We start from the raw sequence: 17,396 nt of genomic DNA on the forward strand, positions 1-17,396 counted from the left end.
CCCGATTTGGCTTCCGTTATCCCGTACCACGGCGGGCACACACACCTGTCCCGGTATCAACAGGCAGCAATCGGGCACCCCTCTGCGAGGTGGGGCCGCACAGGTGTCGAGGAGGAGCGGCACGAGAGCAGGCTCGGCCCGGGAGAGGGAAGATCACGATCATCCGGCTAAGGGGGCATCTGCTCCCCCGCGTTGCCCAGCCGGCTGCTCCAGCCTGATGGCGCACGCGTGCATGTCGCAGTTGGGTCATGTCGCAGTTGCGCCGCATGAAGCCGGTGTCGCCTCGGCCTGATCGGCGGATCATTCCCACAGCCGGTGATCACCGGTGCACGGAAGAAGGCTCCCGCTCGTGGCTTCGGCCCGTCCGGGGCCGGATGTCAACAGGGTCGACATCGATCGGCGGCGGTGTGTCGGCGGCAGTACAGCCGTACGTCCCACTGCCCTGCCGGGGGTTCCGTGCTGCAAGGCGCGCCTTCGTCTCGGGTCGGACCCTGCGATCCATCCGTGGGCGCAAGGTGTACGAGCGAGAGGAAACCATGAGGTTCGAGTTCACGAGACCAGCGTTCAGCACGGTCGTGGGGATCAGCATGCTGCTGGTCGCCGGCACACCGTCGACATCCCTGGCACTTGCAAATCCCGCCGGCACAGCATCGCCTTCGGCTTCGACGTCCAGCCTCCCCGGCAAGGATGCCTCGGCCGGCGCGCAGCAGTGGATCCCGCTGATCACCGGCGACCGGGTGGCGGTGAACGCGAAGGGCGAGGTCGTCGCCAGATATCCCGCCAAGGGACGTGAAGACATCCCCATCTTCACTGAGACCGTCGGCAAACATACCTACGCTGTGCCCGCTGACGCGCGGGCTCTCATCGACAGTGGCCGGCTGGACCGGCGCCTGTTCGATGTGACCACGCTGAGCTCGCCCTTCCACGCGAAGCACCAGGACGTGCGGCTCATCGTCATGTACGAGGGGGCTCGCCCGGCGGCCAGGACGGCGCTGTACTCAACCGCCGGCGCCGAGGTGCAGCGCACCCTGCCGAGCATCAACGCGGATGCCGTGACCGCACCCGTGAACAGTGCCGCGAAGCTGTGGTCCACGCTCACCAGCGGGACGGCCGACGCCACGAACCGCACAGCCGCGCCGGGCATCGCCTCGGTGTGGCTCGACGGTGTCGTCGAGGCCACCCTCGACAAGAGCGTGCCTCAGATCGGCGCTCCCGCGGCCTGGGACGCCGGGTTCGACGGAGCCGGCGTCCGCATCGCGGTCCTGGACAGCGGAGTCGACTCCACGCATCCCGACCTGGCCGGGCAGGTGGTCGCCGAGCGCAACTTCTCCGCGTCACCGAACATGAAGGACCTGTACGGTCACGGCACGCACGTCGCGTCCATCGCGGCCGGCACGGGGGCGAAGTCCGGCGGCACCCACAAGGGTGTGGCGCCGGGCGCTCGGATCCTCAACGCCAAGGTCCTCGACGACAAGGGCACAGGCTCCATGTCCGGTGTCATCGCCGGCATGGAGTGGGCGGCGGCCGAGAAGGTCGACATAGCCAATCTCAGCCTCGGCTCGACCGATGCTCCGGGGACCGACCCGATGGAAGCGGCCGTCGAAAAGCTGTCGGCGGAGAGTGGAACCCTCTTCGTCATCGCGGCCGGCAACAGTGGCGGTGCCGGCACGGTCGCCACGCCCGGCAGCGCGGACGCCGCCCTCACCGTCGGCGCGGTGGACAAGCAGGACCAGCTCGCCAGTTTCTCCAGCGCCGGCCCGCGCGTGGGTGACAGTGCGATCAAGCCGGACCTGACGGCACCCGGAGTGGACATCGCGGCCGCCATCCCGGAAGACAGCCTGCTGGCCAACATCGGCGCTCCGCCCGTGAATGGCTACAAGGGTCTCAACGGCACGTCGATGGCCACGCCGCACGTGGCCGGTGCAGCGGCCATTCTCGCCCAGCAGCATCCCGACTGGAGCGCCGACGACATCAAGAAGGCGCTGGTCGGCTCGACGAAGCCGGGCGCCCACACGGCGTTCGAGCAGGGCTCCGGCAGGGTCGACCTGGGCAGGGCACTCAAGCAGTCCGTGATCAGCCGGGAGACCTCACTCTCCTTCGGTCTCGCGCAGTGGCCGCACACCGGCGACCAGCCGGTCGCCAAGAACCTCACGTACCGCAACACGGGGAGTGCTTCGGTCACGCTGAAGCTGACCGTGAACGCGACCGGGCCGGACGGCAACCCCGCGCCCCAGGGCATGTTCACGGTTGACGAGCAGGTCACGATCGCGGCGCACGGCGAGGCCACGGTGCAGGTCACCGCCGACACCCGCCTCGGAGGTGACCTGCACGGTACCTACTCCGGGCGGATCACCGCCACGGGCGGCGGACAGAGCGTCGGCACCGCCGTGGGCGTGGAGCGCGAGTCGGAGCGGTACACCGTCACATTCAAACCCCTGGACCGCACGGGCAAGCCCATGCCGGCCCCGGCTTGGAATGCCACCCTGCAGGGCCTGGCCGGCCCCGCGGAGACCACCTTCGCGCCCCTGAACGAGGGCCAGTACTCGATACGCGTCCCCAAGGGCCGATACCTCGTCAACTCCGTACTCAAGGTGGATCCGGCTGGTTCCTACGCCCAGGGCATGGACTGGATCAACCAGCCCAGACTCGACATCACCGCGGACACCACGGTGACGCTGGACGCACGCACCACCAAGCCGATCGATGTCACCGTACCGAACGAGCACGCCCAGCAGGCGATGGGCCACATCGCCCTGTACACGGCGCAGGCGAGCGGAGCAGGAATCGGGTACGGACTCATCACGAAGTCGTTCGAGCGGTTCCGCACCGCTCACATGGGTCCGAAGGTGGACCTCAGCGAACAGCCGCTGAGTCAGGCGCTGTCCGTCACGTTCACCACCGGCGCGACCGGGCACGACGACTACCACCTGACCTACGCGCCGAAGGGCGACACGCTCCTGACCGGCTTCACCCACCACCCCAAGTCCCGCGACTTCGCCAAGGTCGAACAACGGCTCGGGGCAACAGCCAAGAACCAGCTCGGCTTCGTCACCATGCGCTCGGAGCAGGGCGGCGGCTTCGGCACTCCGCGCGCCCTTCCTTACACCGGTACCATGCACCTTCTCTCGTCCAGCCCCACCTGGTGGTCCAAGTTCACCCAGGTCGACATGAACGACGTTGAGCAGAGTTCCCACTACGAGGACGGACAGCAGTTCAAGCCGGGTCGCTCGTACAAGCAGACATTCAACGTGGGTGTCTTCGGCCCCGACCTGCCTCCGGGCGCCGGCCTCATACGCGCCGACGAAACCCTGAACGGCGATCTTCCCCTCTTCTCGGACGGCAACGGTCACTTCAACCTCAACGGGATGCCCCACACGGAAGCCCGCACCGAGCTCTACCGCAACGGCGAGCTGGTCAGTTCGAGCATCAACCCGATGGACGTCTTCTACATCGCGGAGCCCGAACGAGCCGACTACCGCCTGACAGCCATGATCGACCGGAGCACGCTGGCCCCCCGTGTCTCCACGCGCGTCACCTCGAGCTGGACGTTCTCCTCCGAATACGCCCCCGGAGTCACCGCTCTCCCCGTCTCCGTGGTCCGCTTCACCCCCGCGCTGTCCCTCGACAACACCGCCAAGGCGGGGGCGAAGATGCGGGTCCCCGTGACCGTGAAGGGCTCTGCCGCCGGGAACAACCTCAAGTCCCTGTCGGTGTACGCCTCGTACGACGGGGGAGCCCACTGGCACAAGCTGACCGTGCGTGACGGTCGGGTCGAGGTGACCAACCCCAAGGCCGGCGGCAGCGTTTCCTTCAAGGCCAAGGCCGTCGACAAGCAGGGCAACGCCGTTGAACAGACCATCTCCCACGCGTATCTGACCAAGTAGACATTCGGTCTCACGGCAGACTCGGGGCATCGTGGGTCGAACGAGATCCTTGACCCATCCTTCCCGGGCGAGCAGAAAAGAGGCCGACGACGCTCCGGTTCAAGTGCGCCCGGGTCGCTGATCCCCGGACGCATCAGAGGTAACCGGACGGTCGAACGCGGCTCAACCCCGCTGTCCCACTCGCAGGCACACCAGCGAGTGGGACAGCGGACTGCGTCCTGCTCCTCCTCGCTGACGGGCACTGCGATTCCGGCCCAGACCGGCTCCACTGGCGCACACCCGAGGTGGTGCGGACCAGCCCGTCCGGCGGACCGGGCCGTCGGCGTGAGGCCGGTCTGGTGCGGCGTGACACCAACACCTCGTCACGACAGGCCGACCGGCTACCGCACTCGGTATCAACGCCCCGCCATCGACCCACGGCTGCAGACGTGGTGACTCCTTGCGCTGGACCAAGTCCAGGTCGGCCGCGGTGCCGACGGGATTCGAACCCGCGGACAGATAGGGGCAGGCCCGCCCCGTCTCCGTCAGTCGCCGTGGGAAGGACCTCGCCCACGTCGATCGCAATGGGCCGCTCTGCCACGGCACCGCAACCTGCGGGAATGCGCGCGCTCCCGCTCCGACCCAGGGTAGAGATCTCGCTCTCCGCGGGCGAGTCCATTTCCGGGACACCGCCAACCGCCGCCACGGGATCACAGGAGTCGTGCCGGAACCCGAGCACCAGCAGCACTTGTTCATCAGTCGGAGCAGTGTCCGCGGTCGGCTGCGACGCGAACAGTTACGGGACCGTGGCTGCGGAGGGCTTCTACTTCGATTCGACGTGTCCCACCGGGTCGGGTCCGGTCGCCAGCGCCTCGCAGGCGACCTGCCAGGCAGAGGCGCCGGGGTGGAGCTGGGTGTGGAGGTAGGCCGCCGTGAGCCGGGCCAGGGCGGCGACTCGCTCGGGGTTCTCGTCGGTGGTCTCGGCGGCGTCGTAGCCGGCGATCCCGCCGAGCCCGTGCTCCGCGTCGAACAGGGTGAGCAGGGTCTTGGGGCCGGGGGCCAGAGTGTAGGAGTCGGCGTGCCAGGCCGGCCCCATGTCGGTGAAGTGCCGGGAGTCGTCCTTGTCGCCGGCGACGACCAGCGCGGGTGCGGTCATGGTCGAGAAGTCGACGGCCCCGATGATCGGCCACCGCTCGGCCATGGGTCCGTTGAGGACGTCACCGCCCCTGCCGGGCGCGGCGAGCAGTACTCCCGCCTTGATCCGGGGCTCGACGACATGCACCACGTTCCCGGTGTCGGGGTCGGTGAGCCCGGCACCCAGCAGGAGGGCGGCAGTGAAGCCTCCGAGCGAGTGTCCCGCGAGGGCGACCTTGGTGTGGTCGATCCGTCCGGCGAGCTGCGGCACGGCGTTCTCGATCACGTCGAGCCGGTCGAGGATGTGGGTCATGTCCTCGGCTCGGGAGCGCCAGAAGTCGGGTGCGCCGGGGGCGTCGGCGACCAGGTGGGTCAGTGTGCTGGAAGTGAGGTGGGTGGGTTGGACGACGACGAATCCGTGTGCCGCCCAGAAGTTGGCGAGCGGAGCGTAGCCGTTGAGCGAGGAGAGGTGGTTCGAGGGGCCGTGGCCATGGGAGAGGAGGATGACGGGGAGGGCGGTACCGGTCGCGGGTGCGGAGACGCGTACCTGGAGATCCACGGGACGTCCGGGCACGGACAGGACCACAGGGCTGAAGGACAGAACCGGGACGGGCGCGGGCAAGGCGTCGGCGGCGGTGGATGTGCTCACGATGTGGGCTCCCTTTCGGTGGCGCCTGCCGCCCGCCGGCCTCCTGTAGCCGGCGGGCGGAGAAGACGGTCAGGGGCATCCCGTTTCGGCTAAGCTGAAACGGAACGTTGCTCCATTTAGTATCCGGAGCGTCGCTCCGTTTTGTCAATCGGTATCGACGGTGTCGAAGGAGAACGTGATGGCCGCCGAGGATCCTGCGGGGAATGCGCCGTCCCGAAGCAAGCGGGCTGACGCCCAGCGCAATCGGGAGACGGTGCTCACTGCCGCGGCCGAGGTGTTCGTCACCTCCGGCGTCGACGCGCCGATCCGCCAGATCGCGGCGCAGGCGGGCGTCGGGATGGCCACGATCTACCGCCACTTCCCGACCCGGGCGGACCTCGTCACCGCCGTGTACCAGCACCAGATCGAGGCATGCGCCGAAGCCGGCCCGAACCTGCTGGCCATGGCCGACTCACCGCTCGACGCACTGCACCAATGGATCGATCTCTTCGTCGACTTCCTCGTCACCAAGCACGGCCTCGCCGACGCCCTGCAGTCCGACAGCGACCGCTTCGCCGCGCTGCACGCCTACTTCCTCGACCGCCTGCTGCCCGTCTGCGCCCACCTGCTCGACGCCGCAGTCGAGGCCGGCGACATCAGGCCCGGCACACAGCCCTACGAGCTGATGCGCGGCATCGGCAACCTCTGCATCGGACGCGACAACGACCCCCGCTACGACCCCCGACGGCTGATCGCCCTCCTCCTCCAGGGACTTCAGCGACCACAGACGTCCTGATGCCGACGAGCAACTCGCAAACCAGGCCATGCCGACGGCGAACCAGGGGACGTCATCCCGATGCGCCGCAACTCGACAGACGCAGGCCACCGACCCTGCCGACCCTCTGGACGGCAGGGTCAGTCCGCGTCCGCGAACAAGGTGCTGATGTTGTTCCATATGAAGGCGTCCTTCCAGTCCGGACGCCCTTCAGCCCAGCCGCTCAAGGCAGCGATCACCCGATCCTGGGAGATCGTCCGGGTCTGGTAGTGCTCCGCCGCGGTCCCCTCACGGAACTCCAGCTGATAGGTGTTGTCATCCCTCAGCCACACCTGCACGTACCAGTCGCCGTCCGCCCCGTCGTCGACTCGCTCGACGATCACAAAGGCGTTGCCCCGGCCGAGGTTCGCCACCATCCGGCTCAACGCCGACGGCTTCGGGTTTCCCACCAGGCGACCATGTTCATCTCTCGCGCGCAGCATGGCCCGATCATCGCCCACGGGTCTGACAGCAGCCGCTGAGCAACCGGGCGCACTCGACCGGGCAGCCGGCGTGAGCCTCTCCCAACTCGACGCTATGGCCTACTGCATGCCTGTCGTAGCCCCTGGTAGGATCCTCGATCTCGATCCGCAGCCTTGGTTCTGCGTCCATGCGGCACGGCAGCGGCCGTCCGGTGACGGGCCAGGTGCAAGATCCACGCCAACGCGTCGAAGGGTCTTGCTGTGAAGAGGTTCGAGCAGAATGAGACGGCACCGGAAGCCGAAGGCGTTTACCTGCTGACCGTCGTCAGCCCCCGTAAGGGCGAAGGCACCAGCCCGACCGGGATCGTCGGCCGGTGCCTGGCACGGCAACTGCTCACCATGGGCCGGCACGTGCGGGTCATCGCCGAGCGGGACCAGTGCGGCGGCTGGCCTGACACGGTCGAAGTCGTCGAAGGCTCCATCACCCGGCCGCTGGAGTGCGCCCGAGCCTTCGACGGGGTCGAGTCCGCGTTCCTCGCCGGAGCCCATCCCTCCACGGTCCAGGACGCCTTGACCCTGGCGCGGAACGCCGCCGCCAGGAGGATCGTCCTGTTGTCGTCACACGGGCCGGAGTACGAGGAGGCGAATCCGCCGGAGACCTGGTTCTGGCTGGCGATCGAGAAGGCGGTGGAGCGCTCGGGCATCGCCTGGACGCACATCCGGCCGTCGGCTGTGATGGGTGCCGTCATCGAGGGGACCTACCCGGCCACAGGGTCGGACTGGCCTGACACCGTCCGCGCCGACGGGGTGATCCGTGAGGCTTTCCTCGACCAGGGCCACTACCCCTTCATTCACGAGGAGGACCTCGCCGCCGTAGCGGCTGCGGCCCTGATCGGCGATGACTTCACCGGGACGGTCATCGAGGCGGTGGGCCCGCCGCTGAGCACACGTTCACGCGTACGGAGCATCGCTGCTGCTCTCGGCCGCGACATCGATACGATCGAGCTGGCGCCGGACGAGAGCCGGGCGATCTGGCAACATCTTGGCTGGCCCGCCGGTGCGATCGACGTGACGCTGTACGCCCTTGAAGAGTACGGCGCCCGATTCACCGAACTCGTTCAGTGGACGGCCGACCAGCGGCCGTCCGTGGGTGACATCACCGGCCGTCCGCTGCGCACCTACGACGACTGGGTAAGCGAGAACATCGACTCATTTCGCTGACCTCGGCTTCATAGCCACCCTGAACAGCTTCCTCGCGGAGTGCGGGCGGCCGCTGGACGCAGGGGTGCGCGAGCAGCTGGAGGAGTTGTGTGGGCAAGCCCATGAGGCCAGCACCGGCCGTCCAGTTGGAAAACCCTGCTTGACGAGGGCACAGCCATCGCCGGGGCCGGCGAGTCGCTCGAAGGCGCTGTTTCCGACGGGTCAAGGCAGGCCATCAGCGTGGAGGCAGGCCGGGAGCCCCCGGCACAGCCCCCGCCACGCAATGTGTCCCACAGGGCCCGAGCAGGCTGTACCGAGCCGTTGGTCGGCAAGGCTCTCACCGCCATCGGACTCTGGTGGCCTGCGTCGTCATCTGGGCGGCGTGAGCGGTGGTGACGGGACCGGAGCGCGATGTGCTCTATCCGCATGCCGAGTAGCCCGGGCTTCTGCTCGCCGTCTGCGCCCCGCTCATTCTGGCAGCCGCGGTCATCGTGCCGTTCGCCACCGGCGCCGACAAACTGGGGCCGGTGGTACGCAGAACTCGGCCGGCACCGGGCCGACTGCGCCGCGCACGGGGCCGCGTCGTGCCGTCGGCCCGCTACCCGCCCGACTGGGACTGGTCCTGGCCTGCGCCTTCTTCGGTGGAGCCGGCCTGCTCCTGGAGTTCCTTGAAGGGCGTCTGCGCGGTGGAGCCCCGCACCTTCGCGAGACCATACCGATCAATGATCTTTTGGTTGAAGTAGGGAAATTTAGGATCGAAAATTATCCTGTCGCCCGGCGGCGACATGGCCACATCTATGCGCGGCCACTCACCATTGGAGACGCGCCACACCATTATACGCTGCTGACCCCGGGTCACATTGAGAATCTCACTGCTGTTTGAAATCCGGGATTCATTCTTGTATTTCGCATCGTGAGGTTCCCGAGGGCCCAGCCCCTTCCCTTGCCTCGTGAGCTCCTCGACGGTCACCCGGGACTGCTCGTAACCGGCAGGCAGTATCATCCTGTCTTTCCTGACCACGTACACTTCGGTCTGCGCCCTGATTGCCTCGTAGTCCGCGTTTTTGGGGATCTCGACGACCGCATCCTGCGCGATTTCTTCCCCTGGATTCAGAACGCGACCCGCCGGCGTGACGAACTCGCCATCATAGATCTTTTTGAACAAAGGGGGCCTGTCCTCGGAAGTAATGTTCGCGGGCCCGCCATGGATCCAGTAGATACTGCCGAGCACATAGACCGGAATCTGGCCGTCGTTCTTTACATAGAGATGCACCGTCACGTACACCACCGCCCCCGTTCCATCCGCGCTCGCCTCCTTGAATTCGGCTCCGCTCATGATCAGCGGGATGGTCGCATAGGGGACGTAGAACTGCGCATACGCCAGGTTGATGCTGGCCAGGAGGGTGGGGATGATCGCCCCGATCGCGATTCTCCCGGGATTGCGCAGACCCTTCCACGCCCGGGATCTGATGAGTCCGATACCCGCCGCCACAGACCCGATGAGGAAGAATATTGCGATCGCGGACCATCTGTTGAAATGTTCGCCGATCTGCAGGAGGAGAAGCGAGGAACTGCCGAGAAATACGATGACGACTCCGACCAGAACAGCGACTCCCGAATAGCGCCATTTTCGCTTGTGCCAATAGTCGAGAGTGGCCGCCGAGGCGATCAGCATCATCAGGCCTGCGGCAAGGATCGTATATCCGGCGATTCGTCCGCCGAAGGTCAGGGCATCACGGCTGTCCGCCCAGCCGATCTTGATGAGCAGGCATGCGGGCAGGAGGAAGCCGACAAACATGATTCCGCCGACCGCTCGTCGATGCACCACTCGATCCGGCCAGACAGCGTCGCCCCCGCCGACCCAATGGATGTCGTGCCCGACTTCCGAACCGGCATGGCGCAGGAGTATTTCGAGTTCCCTGAGGGACCGCACCTTGCCCGCGGATTTCCCGTCGATGGTGACTTTCCGCCAGCCGAGGTCATCAGGCGCCCCTACGGTTACCTCGGGCGTGTTCGCCATACCATCAGCCTGCCGCGTGTCCGCAGGACGCGCCCCTGGAGCGGTCCGTACTACCCCTCCCTGCGGGGTCACACCCATCGGAGTGCGCTCGACCCGGCGCGGGGTGAAGCTGGTCATGACGTGTTGGTGTCGCTCATCCTCAGAGGAACTCCCATGCGTACACGACTTCTCGGGTTCACCGCTGCTCTGCTACTGGCCGCTCTTGGCGCCCTGGGTCCCACTGCGCAGGCAGCCGTACCTGCTGTACCTGCCATCGACGGGCCGGCGTGTGTGCAGGGTGGCGGAACGGTGGAGTACGACTCCGGTGCCGGCATCTGGACCTGCGTGAGCGGCAGTCACGACGGCGAATCCATCAACTGACCACGGCCTTGGCGCTCAACACAGCCCTTGGGCCGTGCGGGCGGCTGGGCGACACGGATCGGCTGGACGTGTCGTTGCGCCGGCATAACCGACTTCATGGTGCAGATCCCCGCGGACTGGCTGGCCCGGGTCTTCCTGTTACTCCGTCGTGGCGCATCGGCGGATGCGAAGGCTCTGGCGGCAGAGCTGCGGCCGTTCACGGAAAAGCCCGGCCATCGAGTACCCGTCCCCAGATCGACGGTGATGCGCACGGAGTTGGCCTTGCGGGGGGAGATCGAAATCGCCGACGAAGGAAGCCGACGGGCGAAACTGTCCGAGGAAGCCGATTACTTGATCAAGGCGGGACGGCCCCACCGGTAGGGCGGCTCGGTCACCGCCCAACCGAGCACTCCAGGATCCGGCCGTCGACGGTCCCCACGAGCAAGTGGCCTTGGGGCGCTACAGAAAGGGACAGCGCAGCCGTGGGCGCGCCGTCGACTTCAAGGTGCGTGTGCCGGCGCAGCGAACCGTCGTCGGCGTCCAGCGCTGCCAGGGCTCCGGAGCTGTAGGCCACGTACACCGTCTTCCCGTCGGTATCGAGGGCGGTGGCCGGGTGATCGGTGCGGTGCTCCCACTGCACGGCGCCGCTCAGGGACCGCCGTACCACGTAGGCGCCGCCAGGTTGAAGACCGTGACCGTGGTGGACGGTGCCGGCGTACACCAGGGACTGCCCGATCTCGGCCGCCGGACCGCCGAAATGATGCTCCTCCGGTACCCAGGAGTGCGGAAAGAGCCGGCGCGGTGTCCCGTCGGCATCCAGAGCAGTGACCCACTTGTCCCGGTGTGGCTTGTCCGGGTCCATGCCGACCAAGGCGTACGGGCGGCGCGCGCCACGGACGGGAAACGGGTGGTTGAACACGTCGAACGGGCCGACGTCCGGTCCGGTCCGAGGGCCGTCGAGATCGAACAGCATCAGCCGTGCAGGGTGCTTCCGGCGGCCACCCAGTGGCCTCAGGACCATCCGGTTGCCACCTGCGACGAGGACCGCGCACACGTCCGGGCTCAGGGTCTCCAGCACCTGCCCGTCGTCCACCGAGATCCGGGCGATGCGGGGCGCGGACGTCTCCCAGCGCCCTCCCTTCCGGCGGCCTTGACGTTCGGCGTTGGTCCAGACCGATGTGCCGTCGGAAGACAGCAGCAGCTGCCGACCGCCCTCCTCGTCCTCAACCGCCCACTGCCGCTCGCCCGACGGCAGCCACGACTCCGCCAGGGTCCCGTCCAGGGCGCCCAGCACGCGGCCGTCCGCCAGTCCTTCGACGGCCCACACCCGCCGGCGTACGGACCAGTGCCGGCCGGCTGCCGTCGCGAGATCCGCCAGGAGGCGGCGTGCCTCCCCGCTGAGATCCATGCGGACGGTCGGCTCTGCGGGGGCGGCCAGCTCCTCCGCTTCGATCGCCTTCTGCCCGACTGCGCGCCAGTCGGTGCGAGCGATGACGGCTGCATGCCCCTGCTCCCGCGCGTGCGGGTTGTCCCAGTCATCGCACGGCGCCAGGACCAGTCGCAGTTCCGTCCGGCTGAGCCATTCCGCGCTGAGCACTTCCCGCGGGTACCGCAGCGCGGACACCACGTCGCCGGTGTCCAAGTGGATCAGCAGCAGTTCGCCTTCGAAGGAGTAGCCGCCGTCGTAGCGTCCCGTCCCGACTGCCAGCAGGGGAAGTACGGGGTGGAAGGCGAGGGATTGCACGGGATACCGGGAGCGCACCAGGTGCCGGCACCGCAGGCCGTCCCGCTCGTAGACCCCGATCCGGTGGCCGGTCCACTTGCTGTCGGCGGCCGCACTGCCGCTCCATTGAAGGTGCCCAAGGTCCCCGCCCACCGCGACCAGCCGTGAGCGATCGTCAACGACGGCCAGAGCCGGTTCTCCGACCTCGGCGAACGGCCCGTCGCCGAAGACGCGTCGGACGAAAGGCACAAGGGTCATACAGGGTCCCTCCCGGGGCGGTACGCGAACAACCGCCGTCCCGGTGCGGGACAGCGGCAGCCCATGATCCCCTCGGGCAGCAGCCCGCACCACATGTTTTGCATGCCCCCAGACCAATCCGATCGGTCCGATCGGACCGATCGGACCGGATCGACGCTTCGGTCCGTGGTCTCGGACCCGCCTCGCCTCACCCTCACGCGGGCCCGCGGCGCTTCCTCTCCATAGGCGTACACATCAGTCGGCCCGTCGGGCCCTGCAGGGGTCCGGAGGGCGCGAGCCGGGCCGGGGCCGCCGCGGCCCCCGGCACGTGGACCGCCACTGGCCCGCTTCCCCATCCCGGTTTCTGGGGCCAGCCCGCCGACGCCGCCGTCCTCCTCGACGACGGTCGGGTGGTCCTCGCCGGCGGGGAGGACGGGCGCCGCACGCCCACCGCTGCCACGGCCGTCTACGATCCGGTCGCCGGCGCTTGGTCGGCGCCCGAACCGATGTGGACACCCCGCAGGTTGCACACCGTGACCCTTCTCGACGACGGCCGGGTCCTCGCCGTCGGCGGCATCTCCCGCGCTCCCGACGGCCCGGCCGAGGGACTCGCCATCGCCGAGGTCCTCGACCCGGCCGCCGGACGCTGGACGCCCACCGGCGGCCTGCGTCAGGCCCGCTTCTCCCACTCGGCGACCCGGCTCCCGGACGGCCGCGTCCTCGTGGCCGGCGGCGCCACCGCCCGCCCCGGACCCTCCCCGTACACCCTGCGCACGGCCGAGCTGTACGACCCGGTCACCGGGCAGTGGACGCAGGCCCGGCCGATGACCGACGCCCGTTTCGGACACCCGGCGGTGCCGCTCGACGACGGCCGGGTCCTGATGGTCGGCGGCGTCCTCGCGGCCGGCCGGGGCCACTACGGGGCGCTGGGGTACTGCGAGACGTACGATCCGGACAGCGGCGACTGGACACCGGCCGGCACCCTGACCAGCGCCCGCAAGGGTCACCAGGCGACCCTCCTGCCCGACGGCGGGGTGCTCGTGACCGGCGGCGACATGCGCGGCTTCCGCCCCGACGACTGGGCGTTCGACCCCTACAGCCAGTGGGTCACGGAGCGGTTCGACCCCGGCACCGGCACGTGGAGCCCCGACACGGACATGCCGTGGGGCCGCAGCCACCACCGGGCGGTCCTGCTGCGCTCGGGCGAGGTGCTCGTGGTCGGCGGCACGGACGACATCTCGCTCGCCGTCGGCTACCAGAACGCCATGGTTTACGCCCCGGGCACCCGCACCTGGTCGACGGAGTTCGGCACGGTGGAGGGCCGTTGGGCGCCGGCCGCGGTCGCGCTCCACGACGGCCGGGCCCTTGCCATCGGCGGACTCACCCGCTCAGGGCCTGCGGCGCCCGTCCTCGGCGAGGACGAGGTCACCGCCACCACCGAGATCTACACCCCCGCGAACCTCACCCGGGAGGAGGACGACGATGCGTCTGGTCGTGACGGACGGGGGTGACCGGCCGCCGCCGCTGTCGGCGGTCTCGGGCCGCTGGGCCCCGGCCGGTGCCCTGCCGTTCCCGCTGGTCTACTGGCACGGCCAGTACGAAGGCCCCGTCACCCTCCTCGACGGCCGGGTCCTCGCCGCCGGCGGCGCGGGCAGACTGTTGCAGGCCCTGCCCGCCGCGGCGCTCCACGACCCGGCCCGGGGCACATGGACCGGGACGGGCGGGCTGTCCGAGGCGCGCCGCACCCACTCGCTGACGGTGCTCCGGGACGGCCGGGTCCTGGCCGCGGGCGGCATCACCGGGCCTCAGGCCTTCCCGCCGCGCACCCTCGCGAGCGCCGAGCTCTACCACCCCGAGGGCGGGACCTGGACACCGGCCGAACCCATGTCCGGTGCCCGGTACGGGCATTCGGCCACGCTGCTGCCGGACGGCCGGGTGCTCGTGGCGGGCGGCAACCGGCCCCGTGACGCACGGACCGTCGCCACCCTGACGACCGCCGAGCTCTTCGACCCGGACACCGGTACCTGGTCACCCGCCCGGGAGATGGCCGACGCCCGCTGGCACCACATCGCGGCGCCGCTGCCGGGCGGACGCCCCCTCGCGGTCGGCGGCATGGCGGCCGCGGGGCGCATCGTGCCGACCGCGCTGGCCCTCTGCGAGATCTACGACCCGCAGACCGACACCTGGAGCGCGGCCGGGGCGATGCGCGACGCCCGGTTCGGCCATCAGGCCGTCCCGCTGCCCGACGGCACCGTCCTCGCCGTGGGCGGCGGACGTTCGGGCTCGGACGACGCCCGCTTCGACCCGTACGGCCCGACCGGGGTGGAGCGCTACGACCCGGCGGCCGGCACCTGGCACGACGAGGCGCCGCTGCCGTGGACCCGTGCCTACCCCCGGGCGCTGCCGCTGCCCTCCGGAGAGGTCCTGGTGCTCGGGGGCGCCGACCCCGCTGCCCTGGACGTGGGCTTCCCCAGCGCGCTGCGCTTCGACCCGGTCGCCCGCCGCTGGTCCCCGGCCGGGCCCCTGCACACCGGGCGCTGGGCGTTCGGCGCGACCTCGCTCGCCGACGGCCGGGTGCTCGCGGCGGGCGGAGTCTCCCGTACGGGCGTCGCCGCACCGGTGTTCGCCGCGGACGTCGCCGCGAGCGAAGCGGAGGTGTTCACACCATGAGCACGGGACACTGGGCGCCCGTCGGCGACCTGCCGTGGGAGCGCAACGTGTTCGGCGCGGCGAGCGGCGCGGTGCGGCTCTGCGACGGCCGGGTCCTCCTCGCGGGCGGGGCGGACGCGCGGCTGACCGCGACGGCCGAGGCCGCCCTGTTCACGCCGGCCACGGGAACCTGGTCGCCGACGGCGCCGCTGCGCACGGCCCGGCGGATGCACACGACCACGGTCCTCGCCGACGGCCGGGTCCTGGTGACCGGTGGCTACAGCGGCCCACTGGCCTTCCCGGTCCGTCCGCTGACCACGGCCGAGGTCTACGACCCGGTGGCCGGACACTGGACGGACACCGCGCCCATGGGTCAGCCCCGTTGTGCGCACTCCGCGACGGTGCTCGCCGACGGCCGGGTCCTCGTGGTGGGCGGCAGCGACCGCCGCTCGGGGGACTCGGAGCGCTCGCTGACCTCGGCCGAGGTCTACGACCCGGCGGGCGGCGGACGGTGGACCGCGACGGGCGACCTCGCCGACGGCAGGGCGCACCACCCGGCGGTGGCCCTGGCGGACGGCAGCGTCCTGGTCGCCGGCGGCTGGACCGCGACGAGCCGGGACGTGTCGGGGGGCGTCGCTCTCGCGCACTGCGAGCGCTACGACCCCGGCACGGGTACCTTGGCTCCCACGGCTGGTCTGGCCTCGCCGCGCACCGCCCACCAACTGACACCGCTGCCGGACGGATCCGTGCTGGCCACCGGCGGCGGCCCGGGCGGAGACATCGGTCCCGACGGACGGGTGGACCCGTACAGTCTGTCCACCGCCGAGCGCTACCACCCGGGGCGGGGCACCTGGACCCGGGAGCCGGACATGCCCTGCGGCCGGTCCCTGCACCGGGCGGTCGCGCTGGCCTCGGGCGAGGTCCTGGTCGTCGGCGGCAGCACGGAGCCCTTGCACGACGCGGGCCTGAGCAGCGCCGTACGCTACGACCCGCTGTCCCGGAGCTGGTCGGCCGCGGCCGGAATGACGGTGGGCCGCACCGGCTTCGCCGCGGTGCCCCTGGCCGACGGCCGGATCCTGGTGACGGCCGGCTCGGTCCGCACGGGCCCGTCCACGCCGTCGGGCGGCCACCACCGGCTGACGCGCACGAGCGAACTGTTCACGCACGGGTGACCGTGATGGGTTCCCGTCATGGGGCCGGCTCCCGCGGGTCCAGCGGAATTCTCCAGACGTTGCGACGGTGTACGGACTGCGGCTCGGCCTGGAGCGGAGACGGCGGTACCACCAGGACGGGGCAGGCGGCGTGCGCGAGGCAGTAGCGGGCCACCGAGGGGCGGACGAGGCGGCGCAGCGGGGCGCGGGAGCCCGTGCCGACCACGAGGAGGTCCTCCGGGCCGCGGGCGGTGTCCACGAGGGCCGCGCCCGCAGTGCCCCGCACCGTGAGCCCGGCAAGAGTGACACCCGCTTTCGCCGCCCCGAAGGCCGTACCGAGGACCTCGCGGAGTCTTTCGACGGCCGCGGCGCGGCATTCCTCCAGGGCAGCGGGCCCGAGCCCGTTGCGGCTGCCGAGTTCACCGCCCGGCGACTGCCAGGCCAGGACAACCCGCAGTTCCGCATCGCGCACGCGGGCTTCCGCTGCCGCCCTGTGCAGCGCGGTCAGACTTCCCGGGCTGCCCGTCACACCGACCACGACTCTCCGCACGGCTTGTGCCTCCTGCTTCCTCGTCCGCTGGTTCACATGAAAGGGCTCCGCGGAGAATTCGGTGCGGCTGTTGACGGCTCTCTCACGCCGAGAGCGGTGACCATGCCGGTTTCCCGACGCAGCCCGGATCCGGCGTCAGTGATCCGTATGGACTTGGCCGCTCGCCGTTAGAGCCCCGTTACGGAGCAGCCTCGGACGGGGGAACGCGGGGATAGCTTCGTTGCCGTGCCCCGGGCTGCCTCCCCGCATCCGGGGCCTCAACCGCCACTCGTGGTTCCTCTGGGAGGGCCTCATGTGTTTGTTCCAGTACGAAGACGACCCGGAGCCTGAAGAACGTGTCCCGGCCGGGCCCCTGTACGTGCCGGTCCTGCCGGGAAGGGCTGAGGTGGCGGTACGCCTGTTCCGCACCCCGCTGGGAGCGCGTACTGCCGTGGGCTTCACCAGTGCGGAGCGGCTGGCCGCGACGCTCGGCGCCGGCCAGCGCTGGATCCGGCTCTCCGAGGCCGCGCTCCGCACGATGGCCGAACCGATCGGAGCGTCGCTGCTGACCGTCGACCCGGCCCTCACCGCACCCGCGGTCACCGGGACGGCGACTGGTCCGGTCACTGCTCCGGTCCTGCAGACACCCGACATCGCTGCCCGGACCGCCTGAAGGGGACCTTCACC

Annotated in this window: 13 protein-coding genes and 1 tRNA gene; 8 read left to right on the plus strand and 6 right to left on the minus strand. The window is 69.9% G+C overall.

Annotated features, from left to right (window positions below):
- Nucleotides 1-536 precede the first annotated feature (536 nt).
- Nucleotides 537-3,884: a S8 family peptidase gene (locus tag OG534_RS01640; RefSeq protein WP_326586258.1), complete on the plus strand. Its 3,348-nt coding sequence runs from the start codon at nt 537-539 to the stop codon at nt 3,882-3,884.
- Nucleotides 3,885-4,351: 467 nt separating this feature from the next.
- On the opposite strand, the gene OG534_RS01645 is transcribed toward OG534_RS01640, so the two are convergent.
- A tRNA-Gly gene (locus OG534_RS01645) sits at nt 4,352-4,470 on the minus strand.
- Nucleotides 4,471-4,686: 216 nt separating this feature from the next.
- Nucleotides 4,687-5,646, minus strand: coding sequence for an alpha/beta hydrolase family protein (locus OG534_RS01650; protein WP_326586259.1), 960 nt, complete (start codon nt 5,644-5,646; stop codon nt 4,687-4,689).
- A gap of 178 nt (nt 5,647-5,824) precedes the next feature.
- Between OG534_RS01650 and OG534_RS01655 the strand changes: the two genes are divergently transcribed.
- Nucleotides 5,825-6,421 carry a TetR/AcrR family transcriptional regulator gene (locus tag OG534_RS01655; protein ID WP_326586260.1) on the plus strand — a complete coding sequence of 199 codons (597 nt, stop codon included), beginning with the start codon at nt 5,825-5,827 and terminating at the stop codon, nt 6,419-6,421.
- Nucleotides 6,422-6,540: 119 nt separating this feature from the next.
- Here OG534_RS01655 and OG534_RS01660 read toward each other — a convergent pair whose 3' ends face one another.
- Complete coding sequence (locus OG534_RS01660; protein WP_326586261.1) at nt 6,541-6,882, minus strand: hypothetical protein; 342 nt, start codon at nt 6,880-6,882, stop codon at nt 6,541-6,543.
- A 240-nt stretch (nt 6,883-7,122) separates the two neighbouring features.
- On the opposite strand from OG534_RS01660, the gene OG534_RS01665 reads away from it, so the two are divergent.
- A complete protein-coding gene (locus OG534_RS01665) occupies nt 7,123-8,082 on the plus strand; it encodes an SDR family oxidoreductase (RefSeq protein WP_326586262.1) in 960 nt (319 codons plus the stop codon).
- 577 nt (nt 8,083-8,659) lie between these two features.
- On the opposite strand, the gene OG534_RS01670 is transcribed toward OG534_RS01665, so the two are convergent.
- A complete protein-coding gene (locus tag OG534_RS01670) occupies nt 8,660-10,198 on the minus strand; it encodes a hypothetical protein (RefSeq protein WP_326586263.1) in 1,539 nt (512 codons plus the stop codon).
- 339 nt (nt 10,199-10,537) lie between these two features.
- Between OG534_RS01670 and OG534_RS01675 the strand changes: the two genes are divergently transcribed.
- On the plus strand, nt 10,538-10,801 hold the full coding sequence (locus OG534_RS01675; protein ID WP_326586264.1) for a hypothetical protein: 264 nt from the start codon (nt 10,538-10,540) through the stop codon (nt 10,799-10,801).
- Nucleotides 10,802-10,811: 10 nt separating this feature from the next.
- Here the strand turns inward: OG534_RS01675 and OG534_RS01680 are convergent, their stop codons facing one another.
- Nucleotides 10,812-12,401, minus strand: a complete 1,590-nt coding sequence (locus OG534_RS01680; RefSeq protein WP_326586265.1) for a hypothetical protein — start codon at nt 12,399-12,401, stop codon at nt 10,812-10,814.
- Nucleotides 12,402-12,913: 512 nt separating this feature from the next.
- Here OG534_RS01680 and OG534_RS01685 point away from each other — a divergent pair.
- Genes OG534_RS01685 through OG534_RS01695 form a run of 3 tightly spaced genes read left to right on the plus strand, consistent with a single transcriptional unit; the run spans nt 12,914 to nt 16,201 of the window.
- A complete protein-coding gene (locus OG534_RS01685) occupies nt 12,914-13,891 on the plus strand; it encodes a Kelch repeat-containing protein (protein ID WP_326586266.1) in 978 nt (325 codons plus the stop codon).
- The gene (locus tag OG534_RS01690) at nt 13,863-15,050 is read left to right on the plus strand and encodes a Kelch repeat-containing protein (protein WP_326586267.1); all 1,188 of its coding nucleotides are present in this window, start codon (nt 13,863-13,865) and stop codon (nt 15,048-15,050) included. The genes OG534_RS01685 and OG534_RS01690 overlap by 29 nt, the downstream gene beginning before the upstream one ends.
- On the plus strand, nt 15,047-16,201 hold the full coding sequence (locus OG534_RS01695) for a Kelch repeat-containing protein (protein WP_326586268.1): 1,155 nt from the start codon (nt 15,047-15,049) through the stop codon (nt 16,199-16,201). The genes OG534_RS01690 and OG534_RS01695 overlap by 4 nt, the downstream gene beginning before the upstream one ends.
- A gap of 16 nt (nt 16,202-16,217) precedes the next feature.
- Here OG534_RS01695 and OG534_RS01700 read toward each other — a convergent pair whose 3' ends face one another.
- Nucleotides 16,218-16,730, minus strand: a complete 513-nt coding sequence (locus OG534_RS01700) for a universal stress protein (protein ID WP_326586269.1) — start codon at nt 16,728-16,730, stop codon at nt 16,218-16,220.
- Nucleotides 16,731-17,115: 385 nt separating this feature from the next.
- Between OG534_RS01700 and OG534_RS01705 the strand changes: the two genes are divergently transcribed.
- On the plus strand, nt 17,116-17,382 hold the full coding sequence (locus OG534_RS01705; protein ID WP_442807023.1) for an SAV_915 family protein: 267 nt from the start codon (nt 17,116-17,118) through the stop codon (nt 17,380-17,382).
- Nucleotides 17,383-17,396: the final 14 nt, after the last annotated feature.

The sequence above is a fragment of the Streptomyces sp. NBC_01294 genome, assembly GCF_035917235.1.
GTDB classification, from domain to species: domain Bacteria; phylum Actinomycetota; class Actinomycetes; order Streptomycetales; family Streptomycetaceae; genus Streptomyces; species Streptomyces caledonius.